Source organism: Rhodopirellula sp. MGV (genome assembly GCF_002251265.1).
GTDB lineage: Bacteria > Planctomycetota > Planctomycetia > Pirellulales > Pirellulaceae > Stieleria > Stieleria baltica_A.
Window position 1 is genome coordinate 88627 of sequence record NZ_NPDI01000027.1, and the last position, 19582, is coordinate 108208.

General features: G+C 55.1%; 15 protein-coding genes. 10 read left to right on the forward strand and 5 right to left on the reverse strand.

Annotated elements, in window-relative coordinates:
* The first annotated feature begins 85 nt into the window (after nt 1-85).
* From CGZ80_RS08670 to CGZ80_RS08685, 3 genes are all read left to right on the forward strand, one after another.
* Entirely contained in the window at nt 86-1741 is a 1656-nt protein-coding gene (locus tag CGZ80_RS08670; RefSeq protein ID WP_094413381.1) for a hypothetical protein, read from the forward strand.
* A gap of 90 nt (nt 1742-1831) precedes the next feature.
* Entirely contained in the window at nt 1832-2965 is a 1134-nt protein-coding gene (gene hemW, locus CGZ80_RS08675) for a radical SAM family heme chaperone HemW (protein ID WP_255407701.1), read from the forward strand.
* A gap of 229 nt (nt 2966-3194) precedes the next feature.
* Entirely contained in the window at nt 3195-4082 is an 888-nt protein-coding gene (locus CGZ80_RS08685; protein ID WP_094413385.1) for a DMT family transporter, read from the forward strand.
* Between the two features lie 26 nt (nt 4083-4108).
* On the opposite strand, the gene CGZ80_RS08690 is transcribed toward CGZ80_RS08685, so the two are convergent.
* On the reverse strand, nt 4109-5323 hold the full coding sequence (locus CGZ80_RS08690) for an MDR family MFS transporter (protein WP_094413387.1): 1215 nt from the start codon (nt 5321-5323) through the stop codon (nt 4109-4111).
* A 269-nt stretch (nt 5324-5592) separates the two neighbouring features.
* Between CGZ80_RS08690 and CGZ80_RS08695 the strand changes: the two genes are divergently transcribed.
* From CGZ80_RS08695 to CGZ80_RS08720, 6 genes are all read left to right on the forward strand, one after another.
* The gene (locus tag CGZ80_RS08695) at nt 5593-8259 is read left to right on the forward strand and encodes a PSD1 and planctomycete cytochrome C domain-containing protein (protein ID WP_233148312.1); all 2667 of its coding nucleotides are present in this window, start codon (nt 5593-5595) and stop codon (nt 8257-8259) included.
* A gap of 33 nt (nt 8260-8292) precedes the next feature.
* Nucleotides 8293-9663 (forward strand): DUF1501 domain-containing protein, encoded by a 1371-nt coding sequence (locus CGZ80_RS08700; protein WP_094413389.1) that lies wholly within the window; start codon nt 8293-8295, stop codon nt 9661-9663.
* Nucleotides 9664-9831: 168 nt separating this feature from the next.
* Entirely contained in the window at nt 9832-10563 is a 732-nt protein-coding gene (locus CGZ80_RS08705; protein WP_094413391.1) for a hypothetical protein, read from the forward strand.
* A 14-nt stretch (nt 10564-10577) separates the two neighbouring features.
* On the forward strand, nt 10578-11297 hold the full coding sequence (locus CGZ80_RS08710) for a single-stranded DNA-binding protein (protein WP_233148313.1): 720 nt from the start codon (nt 10578-10580) through the stop codon (nt 11295-11297).
* A gap of 133 nt (nt 11298-11430) precedes the next feature.
* Nucleotides 11431-12837, forward strand: coding sequence for an aminotransferase class III-fold pyridoxal phosphate-dependent enzyme (locus tag CGZ80_RS08715; protein WP_233148314.1), 1407 nt, complete (start codon nt 11431-11433; stop codon nt 12835-12837).
* Between the two features lie 108 nt (nt 12838-12945).
* Entirely contained in the window at nt 12946-13707 is a 762-nt protein-coding gene (locus tag CGZ80_RS08720) for a hypothetical protein (RefSeq protein WP_094413395.1), read from the forward strand.
* Here the strand turns inward: CGZ80_RS08720 and CGZ80_RS08725 are convergent.
* Nucleotides 13695-15293 (reverse strand): sulfatase, encoded by a 1599-nt coding sequence (locus CGZ80_RS08725; RefSeq protein ID WP_094413397.1) that lies wholly within the window; start codon nt 15291-15293, stop codon nt 13695-13697. The two genes, CGZ80_RS08720 and CGZ80_RS08725, sit on opposite strands and share 13 nt — an antisense overlap.
* A 239-nt stretch (nt 15294-15532) precedes the next feature.
* Between CGZ80_RS08725 and CGZ80_RS08735 the strand changes: the two genes are divergently transcribed.
* Nucleotides 15533-16282 (forward strand): hypothetical protein, encoded by a 750-nt coding sequence (locus CGZ80_RS08735; RefSeq protein WP_143543809.1) that lies wholly within the window; start codon nt 15533-15535, stop codon nt 16280-16282.
* Nucleotides 16283-16306: 24 nt separating this feature from the next.
* Here the strand turns inward: CGZ80_RS08735 and CGZ80_RS08740 are convergent, their stop codons facing one another.
* The 3 genes from CGZ80_RS08740 to CGZ80_RS08750 are packed head-to-tail and all read right to left on the reverse strand — an operon-like array spanning nt 16307 to nt 19563.
* Nucleotides 16307-18175: a sodium:solute symporter family transporter gene (locus tag CGZ80_RS08740; protein ID WP_094413403.1), complete on the reverse strand. Its 1869-nt coding sequence runs from the start codon at nt 18173-18175 to the stop codon at nt 16307-16309.
* Entirely contained in the window at nt 18168-18473 is a 306-nt protein-coding gene (locus tag CGZ80_RS08745; protein WP_094413405.1) for a DUF997 family protein, read from the reverse strand. Before CGZ80_RS08745 ends, CGZ80_RS08740 begins: the two co-directional genes overlap by 8 nt.
* 22 nt (nt 18474-18495) lie before the next feature.
* Complete coding sequence (locus CGZ80_RS08750; RefSeq protein ID WP_094413407.1) at nt 18496-19563, reverse strand: dipeptidase; 1068 nt, start codon at nt 19561-19563, stop codon at nt 18496-18498.
* Nucleotides 19564-19582 lie beyond the last annotated feature (19 nt).

Sequence of the window (19582 nt, forward strand, 5' to 3'; positions counted from 1 at the left end):
TGTGAAGGAAAAATTGCGGTAACAGGCGATCCTAAACACTCCCTATACTGGGATTGTAGGCTGTCCCTTCATCAAGGCTACTGCTATGAATCGAATTGAATCTCAAGTTCGTCGTGCCCAACGGCGTATTATCCTCGGCACGTTCGGCCGATCGATTTGCGTCACCCTGTTCATTGCCTTGGTGGTTGCCACGATCGCCTGTGCCCTTCCGGGCATCCAAGTGATGGATGTCGATGTGGAACGCTGGAACCAAGCCTGGATCGGAGGATCGATCCTCGCCGCGTTGGTTTCGGCAGCAGCCTACGCAGTGTTCACCCGACCATCTCAAGAGCGTGTCGCGCTCGAAGTCGACAAGCGTTTTGCTCTGGGCGAACGGCTGAGCAGTTCATTGTCGATGTCAGCCACTGACCGCGAAAGCGAATTCGGTTTGGCGGTCATTTCCGATGCCGACCGGCGTGCAGATAAACTAAAAATCGCCGAACAATTCGCCTACAAGCCAAGTCGACTGGGATGGCTGCCACTCGCGATCGCCCCCATCTTGGCGGTGGTCCTGGTCTTGGTCGAACCGGCAACCAACGTCGCCCAAGCTGGCCGTGACATCGATCCGGAGATCACTGCACAAATCAAACGGGCGTCGCTGCAGCTCAAAAAACGCATCGCCCAGCAAAAACGCAAAGCAGACGCCAAGGGCCTGGAAGAAGCTCGTGACCTGTTTGACAAACTGGAAAAGGATCTGAATCAGATCACTGAGAAGAAAAACATTGATCGCAAAGAGGCAATGATCGCGCTCAACGACCTGAAAAAACAGCTCGAAGACCGACGCGAACAACTCGGGTCTAACGACCAATTGCGAAAAGCGATGTCCCAAATGCAATCTCTGCAATCAGGCGAGGCCGGTGAAGCGGCCAAATCGATCGCCAAAGGTGACTTCGGCAAAGCTGAAAAAATCATGCGTGAGCTCGCCTCGAAAATGAAAGATGGCAAGCTCGACGAGCAACAAAAACAGGAACTGAAAAAACAGGTTGATCAGCTCAAAAATCAGCTCCAAAAGGCGATCGACGAACAAAAGCAAAAACAGCAACAGTTGCGCGACCAAATCGAACAAGCCAAACGCGAAGGCCGATCGCAAGACGCGGCAAAAATGCAGCAGCAGCTCAACGAGATGCAGCAGCAATCGAAACAACAGATGCAGCAAATGCAACAGATGGCCGAAAAACTCGGCCAAGCTTCGCAAGCAATGCAAAATGGTGACGCCGATCAAGCCGCCAGCTCGTTGCAAGACATGGCCGATCAACTTGGCGACATGCAGCAAGAAATGAGCGAGCTGCAAGATCTCGAAAGCGCTATGAACGACCTCTCTCAATCGAAAGACCAAATGCGCTGCACCAAATGTGGCGGCGCCGGTTGCCAGCAATGCCAGGGGATGGGAATGGGGCAAGGCAATGGCAACGGAAACGGAAATGGTTTGGGCGAAGGGAATGGTCAAGGCGACCGCCCCGAGGAAGAGGACGAAACCAGCACTTACGAAACTCAAGTCCGTGGTAAAGTCCGCCAAGGCAAAGCGAAAATCACCGGGTTCGCCGACGGCCCCAACCGCAAAGGCGTCACCCGAGAAGAATTGAAACGGGCCGTGGAAAGCGCGTTTTCCGAAGAGAGCGATCCCTTGGAAAACCAACAACTGCCACGGACCGAACGCGAGCACGCCAAGGACTACTTTGACAAGCTGCGATCGGGACAATAGAACCTAAGCCGCCTGCGGTATTGGACGAGACACCAAGGCCTCGTCCCCGCGGCTCACTTGCCGCTCTCGATTTCGCTGCTCACCACTCCCTTGTGTCGATCCATTTATGTTCACGTGCCGTTCTGCCGGCACCGTTGTGGATACTGCAATTTCAGTGTGATCGCCGGCCGCGATGACCTGATGGACCGTTTTCTCGGTGCCGTCGAGATCGAACTCGATCAAATCGTCTCCGGCTTATCTTCGGCCCCCGAACTGGACACGATCTTCATCGGCGGTGGCACCCCCACCCACCTCGACCCGGCCCGGCTTCAGCGACTGTGCCAAATGCTCACCGATCGATTCCGGCTAGCTCCCGGATTCGAATGGAGCGTCGAAGCCAATCCCGAGGATATCGATGCGACTAAACTCGCCTTGCTGAATCAGTACGGCATTAATCGGGTCAGCTTGGGCGTTCAGTCGTTCAATGATGAAAAGCTCGCCATCCTGGAACGCAGTCACGATGGACAGCAGGTCCGTCGAATTATCGAAACCGTCGCGGAGGTGATCGATAACGTTTCTCTGGATCTGATCTTCGCCGCACCGGGTGAATCGATTAACGACTGGCAAAATGATCTAAACATCGCGACTTCGCTTCCGATCAAACACGCGTCGACTTATGCGTTGACCTTTGAAAAAGGCACGTCGTTTTGGTCACGTCGGCTGAAGGGCACGCTTCATGAATCACCCGAAGAAGTCGAACTGCACATGTACGATCTTGCCAGGGAGCACTTCGCCGCGGCGGGAATGCAACACTACGAGATCTCGAATTTCGCTAAGCCTGGGTTTCCGTGCCGACACAATTTGAGCTATTGGCGAGGACTTGGCTGGTACGCCGCCGGTCCCGGTGCCGCGGCGTATGTGGACGGGTATCGAAACGTCAACCACCGCAGTACGACCGCGTACTTGAAGCGACTCGAATCGGGTGAATCACCGGTGGCGGAGTCGGAACGGGTGACCACCGAACAAGCTGCCCGTGAGGCTGCGGCGTTTGGAGTCCGCATGATCGACGGCGTCGACTTGGACGCCATCGGCCAACAATACGAAATGGAGTTGTGGCAGCTCTGTGCGAACGAGATCGAGCAAATGCTTCGCCAAGGATTGGTCGAACGCACCGAACGAAAACTCAAACTGACCGAACGGGGGATCCACTTCGCCGATTCGGTCGCGTCTGAGCTACTGGGGTAATGGCCCCCAATAAAGCAGAACGCTTCGCCAATCCCATTGTCACGGTCCCTGTTGCGATCAGAATGCCGCTCCAGAGCGCGTTGTTGGACTTGTTGGTTGCGACACTGAACCCGGACGGTCGTTGGGTGTCACCCTCAGCAACGATTTCTGAACAAACCGACCCGCTCCGTTTCTTTCGAGCGGTCGACCACCCAAGCACTCGCGCCTCGTTTGGCCGCCGCAGGCAACCATGTCCGACTACCTCAAATTGCACTTTGTGATCTTGCTGTGGGGTTCGACTGCCATTCTTGGCAACCTGATCGAACTCAGCGCGACGCAACTCGTCTTTTACCGCAGTAGCCTGGCCGCGGCATTGCTGTTCGTGTTCTTACGGCGTCACGCCAAGCTTCCTGTCGCCACTGCCGCGTTGCTGCTGCTAAACGGTGCAGTCTTGGGAACGCACTGGATCTTTTTCTTCTTGGCGGTGAAGGTCGCCAATGTTTCGATCTGTATGATCGCAATGGCGACGATCTCGTTTTGGACCGCGCTGTTAGAACCACTGCTCGTGAAAAGCTGTCGGTTCCAATGGGTCAACCTGATCCTTGGGATGGTGGTGATGACCGGGATCTATTCGATCTACCGGCACGAATCACAGTTCCACTACGGACTTGCGGTCGGATTGATCGGCGCGATCCTGGCAACACTCTTTTCGATTGCCAACGGCCAACTCGCTTCACGAGCCAGCGAACAGAGCATCGTCATGTACGAGATGGCTGGCGCGGCGATCGTGTGTGCCGCCACGCTGCTAGTCAGTGAAGCATTTGGATTGGGGTTGGCATCGGACCGCTGGATGTTGACGCCGCGTGAAGGCTTGTTTCTCGGGATGCTCGTCTTGGGCGGAACGCTGCTGGCCTATCACATCTATGTCAGTTTGCTGCATCGCCTATCGGTCTTCACGATCAACTTTGCCAACAACTTGGAACCGATTTACGGCATCACCTTGGGTGCACTCTTTTTCGGCGACCACCAGTACCTCGGTCCCGATTTTTACATCGGTGCTGTGATGATTCTGTCAGCCGTCGTCGCACAGCCAGTCCTAGCAATCCGAGCCCGCCGCAAACTTCAACCGCTTACTTAGCGGGCTCCCGAAAGCAATCACATCCGCTACGACATCACGCGACGGGTGACGAGGGGATGAATCGCGAGGTAGATCAACACAGCGACTGCCGAAAGGATGCAGCTGGCAACCCACAATGTTGTCGGCCCCAGTCGCTGCAACACTTCGCCGCCCAGTGGTGCCCCCACTGCAAGCGCTAACGCATAGCAGGTCGTCGATAATCCCATGTATGCGCCGCGGCAATGCTCGGGCGCCAACTTGGAAATGATCGATTGCTTCGTCGGTGCTTGCAAGATCTCGCCAAGCGTCCAAACACTGATGCTGATCCCGATCAGCACAAAGCTTCCGCCCAATCCGGTGACACCAAACCCGAGCGAGATCAACACCGCTCCCAACGTCACAATGCTCATCGCGTTGTAACGGGTGAACCAGTGCGTCAACGGCAACTGCAACAAGACGATCAGCACTCCGTTGATGGACATCAACAGCCCAAATTCCAAGTTGCTGAATCCGACTTGGCGGATGTAAAGCGGTAGCGTCGAAAAGGCTTGGACGAAGACCAACTCGATCAACAACGTTGACATGCAAAACATCAGAAACGTTGCGTCGTTCATGATGATTCCGATCGACTCCCGCACGTTCCCGCGCTGCACCACAATCGATTCCGTCGGTTCGCTTTCGCTGACCCGATCTCGAACCGGTGCTTCGCTGATCCAAAACCAAATGATCAAACCGTACGCACACATCGTGATCGCGTCCAACCAAAACAGCAGCTTGAAACTGTAGCCGGCCAAAATTCCGCCCAGTGGTGGCGCGATCGCGAATCCCAAGTTCACCGAGATATACATCAATGCGAATGAATGGGTCCGTCGGTCGATCGGCGTCAAATCGGCGATCAAGGCGGATGCGGCGGGACGGTACAAATCGCTGACCAAGGCGAAGGCACACACGCAAAGCGCGAAGGGCAATTTCTGGGTCATCGATCCGAGCAACAGCAACAACACACCGCCGCCAAAGAGCGCCAGCAGCATGACTGGCAACCGTCCGATGCGGTCAGAGAGAAATCCGCCAAGCAAGGCCCCCGCCATCGCGCCGATTCCTAGCATGCCGATACACAACGTCGCGAAGCTGACACCAAACCCCAACTGTTCGCTGGCGTAGATCGACAGGAAGATGACCGCGAACGATCCGGCTCGATTGACAAATGAACCGAAGCAAAGGATGCGAACCGGAAGCGGCAATCGAAAATAGTCGCCAAGCATGGCCGTGTCGCCTGAGTAAAGTCGTTCAATCCGAGTGCCACTCGGACAAACCAATCGCTAGCGGGGTTCGCGAAATTGTGAGCTTCAGTTTCGCCGCAGCAACGTTTTTGGACAGCTGCGAAACTTTCATTCTGAGGTAGGGTTTGAATCTGTACACTCCTTTTCTAATTGAATGTCGTTAAGGGAAAGCCAACCCACTCAGGCGGCGACGGCTTGGTGTCCAAACACGACTGCAACTTCGATTGCCCCTGATGTGAGGGATAGATCGCATGCGTTTCTCGTCACGGTTTTGTTTGGTACTCGGCTTCGCGGCGCTAGGCTGGAACGCCTCCAGTGCGCGTGCCGAAGAGATGGACGCGGCGACGAATGATGCCGTCACACCAGAACAGTTAACGTTCTTTGAATCCAAGATTCGCCCTGTGCTGGTTCGCGAATGCTATGGCTGTCACAGCGAGCAATCGGGACAGAACAAAGGCGGATTGAAGCTGGATACCCAAGCGGCATCGTTACTGGGTGGCGACAGCGGTGCGGCGGTCATCCCGGGTGACCTCGACAACAGTTTGCTGTACACCGCGATCACGCATCAAGACTTTGTGATGCCGCCGAAACGCAAGCTTTCGGACTCGGAAATCGCCGACTTTCGAAAATGGATTCTGGACGGGGCTCCGGACCCACGTGTGACCGAAGCAGTGCAGATGCCTCAGTCGTCGATTGGCGAAGACACCATCGCGCGGGCGAAAGACACCTTTTGGGCTTACCAACCGCCCAAGTCCCAGATGCCGCCCCAGGGCCAATGGGCGAAAAGTTCGATCGATCGATACATCGAAGCCGAACTGACCAAGGCCGGCATGACACCGGCCGAAGACACCGATGCGGCGACACTGCTGCGCCGGCTGTGCTTTGACTTGGTCGGCCTGCCCCCAACACCCGAACAAGTCCGTTGGTTCGAAACCGCCTATGCTGCGGACGCCGACGCCGCTGTCGAACGCGTTGCCGATCGATTGTTAGATTCCGACGCTTTCGGCGAACACTGGGCTAGGCATTGGCTGGATGTTGCTCGGTATGCCGAATCGAGCGGACGCGAAGTCAACATGACGTTCCCTCACGCGTGGCGGTACCGTGACTTTGTGATCGATTCACTCAACCACGACAAACCGTTCAATGTGTTTGTCCAACAACAGATCGCCGGTGATTTGATGCCGGCGGAAACCGACCAACAATGGACGGAGAACTTAGTCGCGACGGGGTTCCTTGCCATCGGCACCAAGAACCTGAATGAGCAGAGTTCGATGCAGTTTGCCGCCGACTTGGCGGACGAACAGATCGATGCGACCACACGAGTATTCTTGGGAACCTCGGTCGCCTGTGCTCGCTGTCACGATCATAAGTTTGACCCGATCCGCCAAACCGATTACTACGCCTTAGCTGGAATCTTTCGCAGCACCAAAACGTACTTTGGTAACCCGCCATCGGAGTTCGGAAACTTCGCCGGTGTTCAACAGCGCCAACGCAGCAGTCTGCTGTTGTTGCCAGTGCAAGACACCAACCCGATCGGCAAGGCCTATTCCAAGGCAGAGCTGCAATCGATCAAAGACGAGATCCAAGCGAAACAAGAACAGCTCGTTACGATTCGCGGCGGCGGGACATCCAGTGGGCGTCCCAATGCGACTGCACAACAAATGCGGTTGCGGCTGAACAACGAGTTGTCCGAACTGGGTGCCAAGATCAGTGTGGTCGATGACAACGGAAACCCACGCAGTTATTGCATGGGCGTGCAAGATCAACGAACGGTCGGCAACGCACCGCTGCTTGTCCGCGGCGAAGTCGATCAACCGGCCGATCGTGTTCCGCGTGACTTACCCACTGTAATGCGTGATGAACCGCTAAAAATCGCTCCTGGATCGAGTGGCCGGTTGGAATTGGCCCGGTGGATCGCAAGTGATGAAAATCCGCTGACCGCGCGAGTCATGGTCAATCGCATTTGGCATCACGTGTTTGGTCAAGGCATCGTGCCGTCGACCGAAGACTTTGGGGCGACGGGGATGCCACCCTCACATCCTGAACTGCTCGATCACTTGGCGATCGAATTTGTACGGTCCGACTGGTCGATCAAAACGATGGTTCGGCAACTGGTGACATCGCGAACGTATCGCATGCAATCAACGTTCGATAGCGAAAGCCATCAAAAGGACCCTGACAACCGGCTACTTTGGCGAGCCAACGTGAAACGGTTAGAAGCCGAGTCGATCCGCGACGCGATGTTGTCGGTTGCCAGTGAACTGGAGACCGAACGCCCGAACGGTTCGTTGGTCGCCGAAGCTGGATTCACACGTGTTCGCGGTGAATCGCTCGAAGATCCGCGTGATGCGATCCGCCGTCGGTTTCAAACGACGTTCACGTCGAATCGCGAAGAAGCAGGACGTTTGATGCAACAACTGCGTTCAGGCACTCCGCAAGACCGCTTGGCGGCGCGTGACCGTCTGCGTGAATTGGGCAACCGCCGCGGCCAACCCTCTGCAACGCCGCAAGACGACAAATCCCTGGATCAACCACAATCGAATTTGCGAAGCGTTTATCTGCCTGTTGTTCGTGATTTCGTCCCGCGTTCGCTGGAGGTGTTTGACTTTGCCGACCCGAGCCTGATCAGTGGAACTCGCGAGACATCAAACACACCCAACCAAGCTCTCTTCATGATGAACAATCCGATCACCTTGCGACTCAGTGCGTCGTTTGCGGATCGTTTGAATGACGAAGCCAAGATGCGAAAGGATCAAATTGTTTTGGCATTCATGCTGGCGTACGGTCGATCGCCAAACAATGACGAACGCCGTGCATCGTACGAGTTCTTTCGCAACACCGATCTTGATGACGATGAAGCTTTGTCTGCGTTTTGCCAAGCGTTGTTTGCCGCCGCCGAATTCCGTTACCTGAACTAGCCGCCTTTGCCTTTTCTGTTTGGACTTTGAATCATGCTAACTCGACGTGAATTGCTGAAACATTCGTCGGCCGGTTTTGGTTACATGGCGATGGCTGGAATGGCTCACGCGGCGGAATCAACCGCCACCAGCCCATTGGCACCAAAGCAGCCTCATTTCGCAGCCAAGGCGAAACGGGTGATCTTCTTGTGCATGCAAGGCGGGCCGTCACATGTTGATACATTCGACTACAAACCCGATTTGCAACGGGACCACGGTAAACGCGGCAAGTACGGCGGTGCGCTGCTGAAGTCGCCATGGGAATTTCGCCAACGCGGCGAAAGCGGGCTTTGGATTTCCGATCTGTTTCCACAAGTCGCCGAACACGCCGACGAGATGTGCTTGATCCGGTCGATGCACTGTGACCAGCCAGTGCATCCTGGGGCGATGACACAAATGCATACCGGCACGGCGCAGTTCGTGCGGCCATCGATTGGCGCGTGGACGTTGTACGGCTTGGGAACGGAGAACGAAAGCTTGCCGGGGTTCGTCTCACTCAGCCCTCCGGTCGGCAACTCCAGAAACTATGGCAGCGCGTTTCTGCCGGCAATTTATGGCGGCACCAAAGTCGGTCGTCCTGGCAGCCGGTTTGCACAACTAGCACGTCGATCGGGCAGCACTCAAGACTCGGTGCCTGACATCCGCAATCCGAACTTGAGCGATCGCGAGCAGCGCCGCCAATTAAACCTGATTCAAAAGCTGAACCAAAGTCAGATGCCCGCCGGTGACACATCCAATGTGGACGGTGTGATTCAGTCGTATGAACTGGCATTTCGGATGCAAGACGCGATGCCATCGCTGATGGACCTTGCGGGCGAAAACGCAAAGACATTGAAAGCGTATGGTGCCGACGGCGGACCGACGGAAACGTTTGGCAAACAATGTTTGTTGGCACGACGATTTGCCGAAGCCGGTGTCCGCTTTATCGAAATCACGCACGGCAACTGGGACCAGCACACTCGGCTGACCGCCGATCATGCGGCGCGTGCGGAAGCCTGTGACAAGCCGATCGCCGCGTTGTTGGCCGATTTGAAAGCCCGCAACATGTTGGACGAAACGCTGGTGATCTGGGGCGGCGAATTCGGGCGAACCCCATCGGCACAAAGTGGCGACGGCCGCAATCACAACAACAAAGGCTACACGTTGTGGATGGCAGGCGGCGGGGTCAAAGGCGGATTCAGCTACGGTGCGACGGACGAACACGGTTTCGAAGCGGTCGAGAACCCGTGCCATGTCCACGACTGGCACGCGACGGTGCTGCACCTGATGGGGCTCGATCACGAGCAACTGACCTACCGTTATGCCGGTCGCGATTTTCGATTGACCGACGTGTACGGTAACGTCGTGCATGACATCATTGCCTAGACAGCTTTGCAACGCCGGTTCATTTTGGATTCGGCCCATGACATCTGCAGAGGGGAGTCTGAACGACTAACCTTTTGTTAAACAACTACGGTCTTGCCAAGTGGGGGTGATGCTGGTCAGACTAGGTCAGCGAAATCACTTTATCTCTCCCTCGAACTGACGATCGTCATGGACGGCATTACCGAGCCCGTCGTACTGGTACTCGGACATCCAATCGCGGGGAACCCTGCGCAATTCGCACTCGAGCGGGCTTTCGACGCTCTGCATTTGCCCTGGCGAGTGTTTTCGTGCGACGTTTCGCCGGAACGATTGGGCGAAGCAATCGAAGGTGCCGTCATCCTGGGATTCCGCGGGTTACTACTTGACCAGAACTTGGTCGCCGGGGCTGATTCCTTGGCTGGTGCCAACTTGTTTTGGCGCGATGAGCCTAGCGAAAAGCAATTCCAGTCCGCCGACGCGATCCGGCACTGGCTAGACATTGCGATTCGCGCATTTTTTGCCGAAGGCGAATCCGAGACTCCATCCGGTGGTCTCCCGCCCGTCAAATCGTTGCTTCGAATTGGGTCGCCGGTAGCGTCAATTCCAGACGACATCGCGGCCGAACAGCATCAATCGCCGATCGGCTGGGCGTCGCCCGAAGCGATCGAGCAAGCTGATTTGATTGTCATCGCCGAGTCGATTGAGCCCGATCAGTGGCCTCGGGCATCGAATCGGACCTTGGTGATTGACTTTGCGTCAAGCGATAACGATCACGAAGCGATCCGCGAATTGGGGTATAGCGTTTGGGGGCGAGAGGAGATTCGGATCGGCGTCCTGATGACTTGCCTGTCGCATTGGGTAAAACAACAACCTGATGAAGATGTCTTAACGGAAGCCATCGAAGAATACTTGGCGGTTTAAACATAGGTTTTCAGGTGAGTTCGAAGGCCCTCATTACGGCAGCTCGCAAGTTGTCCAAGGCAGTGGATCAACTGGAGTTTGCCGAGCCAGTCACCCATGTCTACAACCCGCTGGCCTACGCGCGAAAGTCACATGAGGCCTACCTGTCGTTGGCGGGTGACACTATCCAGACCGTGTTTTTGGGGATGAACCCCGGCCCCTGGGGCATGGCACAAACGGGTGTCCCCTTCGGTGAAATCGCGGCCGTTCGTGATTGGATGCAGATCGACCAACCGATCGGCAAGCCACCGCTTGAACATGAAAAACGTCCCGTCGAAGGGCTAGCTTGTCGCCGCAGTGAAGTCAGCGGGCGACGACTGTGGGGACTGTTCCAGGAAAAATTTGGCACCCCCGACGCTTTTTTCGAAACGCACTTCGTGCTGAATTACTGTCCGTTGGTGTTCATGGAAAGCAGTGCCCGTAACCGGACGCCGGACAAATTGCCGGCTTCCGAACGGACGCCGCTGGATGCCGTCTGCGACGCTCACCTGTTGTCGGTGCTCAAGACGCTTTCACCCGATCACGCGGTCGGCGTCGGGGCTTATGCAGAAGCCTGCCTGAAACGCGTTGCCGAGCGTCTGCCCCAACCGCCGAAAATTTCGCGAATCCTGCACCCAAGCCCCGCTTCGCCGGCGGCCAACCGAGACTGGGCAGGAACGGCCACCAAGCAACTCTGCGAAGCCGAAATTTGGTAGTTCCGCTCAGGAACACGCCGATCAACTCTGGCTCGCCAAGTCGCCCTGAACCTGCTGGGGCACTTTCGTTACATTACTTGGATCAATTCTGATTCCCTAACCACCTTTCAATCGCATCCGCCGAGAGCCGCAAGTGAGCCAACCTGCTACCGAACCGTCCGTGTCCGTCGCCGATTCGCTTCGCCAAGATGAACGTATCCTTGAGGCCAAACGTTTAATCCGCGAAGCCGTCGAGGAACACGCCGCGCGTTTGCAGGTCCGACCGGCCCAAGCTGAGTTGCAAGCCAGCTACTCGGATTGGCTGGATCGTTTGACGGCCGTACGCGGTGCCCCTCCGATCTGGCCCTACTTGACCTCCGGTATCGGCCGTGGCCCCTATGTGGAGCTGGCTGACGGCAGCGTCAAGCTGGACTTCATTGGCGGCATTGGCGTCTATGGAACAGGGCACAGTGACCCGGGGATGATCGATGCAGCGGTGAGTGCCGCGATCGCAGACACGGTGATGCAAGGCAACTTGCAACAAAACCCGGCCAGTGTCGTGATGATGGAAAAACTGATCGGGTTGGCCCAGCAAGGCGGCGCGTCGCTGCCGTATTGCCTGCTGACCACCAGCGGTGCGATGGCCAATGAAAACGCTCTCAAGATCGCGATGCATAAGGCGACGCCCGCTGACCGAGTGATCGCATTCGAAAATGCATTTGCGGGACGTTCGCTTGCCATGGCCGCCGTCACCGATCGGCCAAACTATCGCGCCGGATTGCCAGTGACTGTCGCTGTCGATTACTTGCCGGCACGCGACGCCAATGATCCCGAAGGCAGCCAGAAACGCGCGGTCGCTGAACTGCATCGGTTGCTGAAGCGTCATCCCGGTCGCTACGCGGCATTCTGGGTCGAACCGATTGCCGGTGAAGGCGGATACTATCCCGGCAGTCATGATTTTTATGCCGCACTTTGCGAACCGCTTAAGGACGCCGGCGTGCCAATCATCTTTGACGAAATTCAAAGCTTCTCACGGACCAGCCAACCGTTCGCTTTCCAGCATTACGGCTTGGACAAGTACGCGGATGTTGTGACGGTCGGCAAAGTCACACAGGTCTGCGCGACGCTTTACAGCGACGAAATGAAACCGACCGGGCCGATCCTCAGCCAAACCTTTACCGGTTCGACAGGTTCGATCGCGACCGGTATCGAAACGCTGAACCGCTTCGAAGAACGGGGTTGTTTCGGCAGCGACGGAACGAACATGCAGCTTTCGAAGTACTTCCAAGACCAACTCGCCGTACTCGCGGCGGAGTCTCCGAAACAGATCGCGGGCCCCTTCGGCGAGGGAATGATGATCGCTTTCACGCCAGGCGATGGCAGCTTTGATGCGGCCAAAGCGATGATGATGTCGATGTTCGAAACCGGACTGTTGGGATTTGTCTGCGGAAGCAATCCGACACGGATTCGTTTCTTGCCCCCCCCCGTCGTTACGACCAAGGAACACATCGATCATGCGATCACCCTGATGCGAGAAGTGCTCGCAAAAGCGGCGTCATAACGACCAGCTTTGTTAACGAATTCGCCGAGGTTCAAACCCTCGGCGAGTCGCAGATTGCTAAGATGAAGGTCTCTTCTTTGCACTTAACTTCGCAATCGGACAAGTCTCTTGAACGCAAAAACAACGCGCACGCCCTTGTCGGTCGATGACCTTCAGGAACTGTACAGCGAACTTCGCGGCAGTAGTGCAGGCCCTGCGTTGATGGATGCTCGTGCCTTTTTTCTGGAAAGGCAAATGCAGGATGCCCACAGTAAACTGAGCGAATCGTACGAGACGTACAAAGAAAGCCGACGGAGAATCCTGCGTCAGGATCCTGAAAAGCAATACGACGCCAAGACACCCGATCGAGACCGGCAAATTCGGCGACTCATTCGCCGTCAAGAAACCGCTCGTGAACTGCTCGATCGGTACGAGGACTACCTCGCCCAACTGGAGCGACTCGCCGACAAAGAACGCGCCCGCGAAGATAGCAAGTCGCAGCGAGACGAGTCGTCAGACGATTCCAAATCGGAAACCGAGCAAGCAGCGGTTCTGTCGTTGCACCCGACCGATATCGATGTCGAATACATCAAACAGTTCGGTCAGTTGATCGGCGACCGACAATTGGATCTGATCGCGACCCGCTATGACTTTCAAGCCCTCGACCGAGTCGAAGATGTCATCATCGAAGCCGTGTATCTGCTCCGCAAAGGCGATCGGTGTTTTCTATTGGAATCGGCGATCGATCAAGATGATCCGACCAAACTGCATTGTTCGGACCTAGCGAACCCCAAAACAAAAGTCGTCTTAAGTCCGGAACAGATGGTCCGCCTTAGTCAGAAACGCAAGATCGTGCTGCTACTCAATCGCCTAACCGATCAGTCGGTGTAGGGTGCTTTTTCAAAAATCACATTCTCGCTGGCTCGCGGATCACCCGTGCGTTTCATTTCGTCAGTCAAACGTTCGTAAAGGGCGTCACGTGTTTGCGCATGACGACTGTCTAAGGCCAAGTTATTCATGCAATGAGGGTCGGACTTGATGTCGTACAACTCGAACATCGGACGACGACCGACGGCAAAGTCGTAAAACGCTGGCTCCTCATCGCGGTGCGTCACGATCCACGCTTTCGTCGGGCTAGCATCCATGTCACCAAACGCGGCGATCGTTTTCTCACGCAGCGCCGCGAAATCAGGAAGCGTTTCGTCAGCCATTGGCCCGTCACCCATTGGCCACCGCTCGGGCGCAAAGTTGACGATCAACAAGTGTTCTTCGGTGCGGATCGCTCGCTGCGGATAGGGCAATTTGCCTGCCCGAGCCACACCGACGTGTCGTTCACGTCCGGTAAACACCGCGTCTCTTGTGGGCTCGATTCGACCTTGTTTGTCACTTTGAAGTAAGCCAGTGATTGACGTCGCGGTCATCGCATCAGGGATTTCGGCACCCGCGATTTCCAGGAACGTTGGAGCCAAATCGGGAAGCGATACAAAGTCATCAATCACTCGCCCCGGATGCTCAATCCCATTCGGCCAGTGTATCGCCAAAGGGACGTTGGTCCCCAAGTCATAGAGATTGCATTTCCCACGAGTCACACCTGGAATCCCGTGGTCACCGCTGACCACCAAAATCGTGTTCTCGAATTCGCCAACCCGTTTGAGTTCCTCCACGAGAACACCCACCGCCGCATCGAACGCTTGGACCTCTCCGAGATAGTCGGCGAAGTCTTGGCGGACAGCTTCGACATCCGGAAGGTACGGCGGCAGCTTGCCTTTCAAATCATCCGGATTGATCCCCCACAGTTCTTGGGCACTGCCTTCGACCCATTTTCGGTGACAGTTCGTTGGGCCGAACCAATAGCAGAACGGCGGTTTCGAATCCGGATCGTTCTCCGCCGACGGGCTCGCATTCAAGAAGGATTGAAAGTTCATACGTACCTCTTCGAACAGCTTCGCCTTTGCCGCCTCGTGGTCATTGCCAGCCATCGCGTTTTGCGAGAACCCGTTGAACTTACGACCATGTTTAACAAACGCAGTACGCTTGCCACCATGCGGCGCATCCGCCGGAGTTCCCGGCGACCAAACCTTGTAGGTATGGCCGATGTGATAGCCAGATTTCTCAAGGATTAATGGATAGGCTTCATTGGTGAAATCCCAGATCGCACCTTGCAATATCGAACCGCGACCGCATCGCCAAAAGTGCTGCCCAGATAAAAGCGAACTCCGACACGGAGTACAACTCGGTGCACTGACATAGGCGTTGTTGAACAGCAATCCGTCAGCGGCAAGTTGGTCAAAGTTCGGTGTCGAGACGATGTCGGATGGCCCACCCGGAGACGCTTTCGCATAGACACTGGCATACTTTCCCCAGTCATCTGCAAACGCCATCACAATGTTGGGACGATCACTCGCAAACGCGGTTGTGCGACAAAGCCATGCGCTGCAAAGCACGAGGGCCAAAATAAAGATGCCGTTCCGGGTCATGATGTTAAGCGGGGCAGGGCTGAATCGAAGAGGCGAACATTGGAAACCGATCGACCTCAAGATATCCGCTCTGACCGTGCGCCGCAGAGCTTTGGTGATCAGACACTGTCAAATTCGCCTGAACAGTTGAAAACTTGCGTCAAGCCTTTCGACACCCGATCATGGCTTACTTCGAAAAGTCACTTTTCGGTCGATAGCAACTTCGATCGCTTCTTTTCTCTATTGCGAGAGTCTTTTCCATGCCATTCGCAAAGCACACATGCCTGGCGTCGCTTTTCTTGCTTGTCGTGATCGGATTCAACGATGTCCAGGCACAATCGAACGATCCGTTTGGTAATTCACCGGCAACGGTAACAACACAAAAAAATCAAGTGCCCAGTGCACGCCCCGTCACTGCGACGAACAGTGTTGCGATTGCGGCACAAGATGCCAACATTCGCGACAAACAATTCAAAAGCGACAGCGAACTGCGTATTCGTGCCGCGTTGAATGAATTGACTTCGCAAAACTTCATTGATGTGCCAATGATCGAAGCGGCACAGCAATTGAGTCAAGTTCATGATATCCCAATTGTAATTGATCGCAGGGCCCTCGACGAAGTTGGGGCCGACGAAGAGATTCCCGTCTCAATTAATCTAAAAGCGGTAAAGCTCCGTTCATTTCTTCGTTTGATGCTCTCCGACCTTGATTTGACGTACGTTATCAAGGATGACGTCCTACAATTCACCACAAGATCGGCTGCTGAACATGCATTGTCTGTCGAGCTTTACTCGCTGCGAGGTGAATTGGCAGCGAAAGGCAAAGAGGTTGCCGAGATGGTCACTCGCGTGATTGTGCCTGGTTTCTGGGAAGCGAATCACGGACCGGGAAGCGTCATTCCACTCGACCATGTGATCGTCGTTTCGGCGACCAGCGACGTTCATTACAGCGTGGAACAATTTCTACAGAGGCTTGAATTGGCACACGCGTCGAACAAGGCCGACGAATAGCCAAGCGTTATCGCAGCGAGTTCTTTACTTCGGCATTCGCAAACCAGAAGGTGACGTTTCAGACTGGCCAGACCATCTTGAAAACGTAACGGCCGCTACCAGCGACGTTACGAGGTCCCACAGAAACGGATTCAGTCCGAATAACTCAAAGGGACGGAACTCGCTATGAAGCAGATACCCCCAAGCGGTCAGTGCGACGTGCATCAAGGTTCCACCCAACATTCCTGCGATGGAACCTGCTGCCGTCATCGGTTTCCAATAAAGCGATAACACGATGGGGACAAGGAAACAGGCGGCCAGCCCACCGCTGGCAAAGACGATCAGGTCCTGCAAGAACATCGGCGGATTGACAACCAATACGACGGCGAACAATCCGATGCCGATCGTGACCAAGCGACTCAGTCGCTTCAGCGTTTTCTCCGGCGCGTCCGGACTAATTTGCTTCTGATAGATGTCACGAACCACTGACGAAGAGACGACCAGCAAAAAACTATCGACGCTCGACATCACGGCTGCAAATGGCGCCGCGACCAGCAATCCAGCGAGCCAAGGAACACCAGCCGATGTGGTCAACTGTGTCGCTAAGTCTGGCATCGTTCGATCAGGATCGATCTCCATACCCGGCATCAACACCCGCGCACAGCAAAAAATGATGATCAACGACAGATAGATCACTGCGTAATAAACCGAAACGGTCACAATCGAAACACGCAGCGTACGACTATCTTTAAACGCCATCAAACGGACCATGTTCGCCGGTTGGCCGGTCGCGCCAAACGGCCAAAACACAAAAAAGCTAATCGCGGTCCCAACCGCCAAGAAGCCAAGATCGCTGTTTGCGCTCGGCCCAGGATTACTCACGTAGACGCCTTTCTCTCTCGCACCAAATCGGTAGGGAACGATTTCCACGACTTCAACATCGACTCCACGGGCAATCGGATCGGCTTCAATTTGTTCGATCTCGTGTTCCGTAGTCAGTCGAATGGCACTGATCGGTGCAGATCGCGTCTGGTGATCGAGTTCGACAGCTTCTGCGGTACGAAACACCTCTTCGGAATTCTTGATCCATGTCCCTTTGGGAACAAGCAATACGCCAGCGGACGAACCGGATTGTGAAACGACAATGCGGCAGAACTCTGGCGGTGTCATTTGCGCCATTTTGGTTGTCACGTTGCGAAGGCCTCCCGATTGGTGCAACGCCAACGCGAGCATTCCGATCACTCCCACAAACATCACGATACCTTGCATGACATCGGTCCATACGACCGCTCGGAAACCGCCATACACGACATAAACAATGACGGCGGTTGAAAACAGCAGCAGACAGACCAAATAGTCTCCGGATGCTTGATTGAGCCACGGGACCGAATGTGTCCATTGCGTCATCGTCGCTGCGAGCCACTGGAATCGTGGTTCATCGGCGAGCAGAGTGCTCAGGATTTTGCCGCCCGCTTTAAACTGGGCAAGCAAATAGAAAAACATAAAGAAGACCAATAGACCTGTCGCGACGAGGGTAACGCGAGGACTTGCGTATCTCGCGCCCAATATCTCTGGAATCGTGACGGCATTCGATTTCCTGGCAACTTGGTTGATCCGCTTTCCAATCAAGCCCATCGACATCAACGGGACCATCATGAAACCGGCGATCCAAAATGCGAGCGTCCATCCATGGGTATAGATTAACGCGGGGAAGCCCATGAAACTTCCACCGGAGGCATTGGTTGCGGCGAAGGTCAATGCAAACGCCCAAACCCCGAACCCACGACTTCCCAAAAAGTATTCGCCGACGAACTCTTTGCCTTTAGAGAATCGTTCGGAAACGATCGCCAAAACAAAGACCGCGACGGTATAGAAACAAAAGGTATACAGTGCCGCGTTGGATCCACTATTCATCTAACCGGTCATTTTGAATCATGGTCAACGCGAACCAGATCGAAACGACCACAGAAATTCCCCAAGGCAGGAAGACGCCCCAGAAAACCCAAGATGGCATCCCAAAGACTAGCGGCAAGTGATCGGCTGAAACTTGATAGCCGAAAAGAGTGCAATAAGTGATCACCCAAGCGAATGCGATCAGCCAAATCGCCAAGATCCATTTCGCCTCGCGAACGCAATTTCGGTACAGGTCAGACTGCTCAAACACCTGTTGCGTTTGAGTAGCGGTCTCCGTTTTTTCTTGCGGATCGTTCATTGCGATTCATTTTTACATCGGCCTAATGCCACGCGGAACGCAAGACTCGCAAAAAGTTCCCGTGGCTGATCTTTCTCAAATCATCTTCGCCGTAACCTTTCTGTCGAAGTCGATCCAGAAACACCGGTAAGTCTGCGATTGTATCCAGATCTGACGGCGTCTGCTCGATTCCGAAGCCTCCATCCAGATCTGTACCGATGCCGATGTGATCGGTATTGCCAAGTAATTGACAGATGTGATCGACATGGTTCGTCAACGCCATCAGGTTCGCATCGACATAGTTGCTGTGGTTGGATACCAGTCGCTGCCACCCGGGAACGCCCATCCAAATATCAAACGCAATCCCGATGACTGCATTTCGTTCGGCGAGAGTCTTGATCTGTCGATCGGAAAGCTGACGCGGGTCGTCGACAAGTGCCCGGCAATTATGATGACTCGCCCAAACCGTCCCATGAAACGCTTCCAGTGCCTCATCAAAGGTGCGTTCACAGAGGTGCGTCGCATCGAGAATCACCCCAAGTCTGTCCATCTCCTTGAGAAGCTCGCGACATGGTTTGCTCAGCGGCCCGTCTTTGTCGTGACCCATGGCGTACCGGCCTTCGCCATAGTGTGCCGGCCCGATCGCACGCAAGCCGTCTTCGTAGGACTCGTATAGATCATCGAGGGTCCGAAGCGAATCAGCACCTTCCAGACTGAGGACGTATCCGATCGGCGTTTGGGACGCATCCGTTTGCCAGCGCTGCAGGTGAGACTCCAACTCAGCAAGTGAACGGATTTGGCGAAGTTCGCCACAGGTTTCCATTGCTCGATACCATGTCAGCTGACCTTGCGTCATTGCGCGAGCTTGTTCGGGCGAATTCCATCCGCCGCCGGCAGCGGCCGGCTTCATACAACCCGCCAGTTGTGTCGCAACACAGATTCCGATGTTTGCCTTTCGCATTTCTGGAAACGCGACGGTGTTGCATCCCCATCCCGCAAGGTGACTTTCGCCAGACTCTTCCTGTCGAATTCGGCGAACGCTTTGTCGAAGATCGCGATTGTATGTCATCGCGTTCAAGCTTAGATCCAGATGGGCGTCAAAGATCAACATGGATTCATCGGAGGTTCAG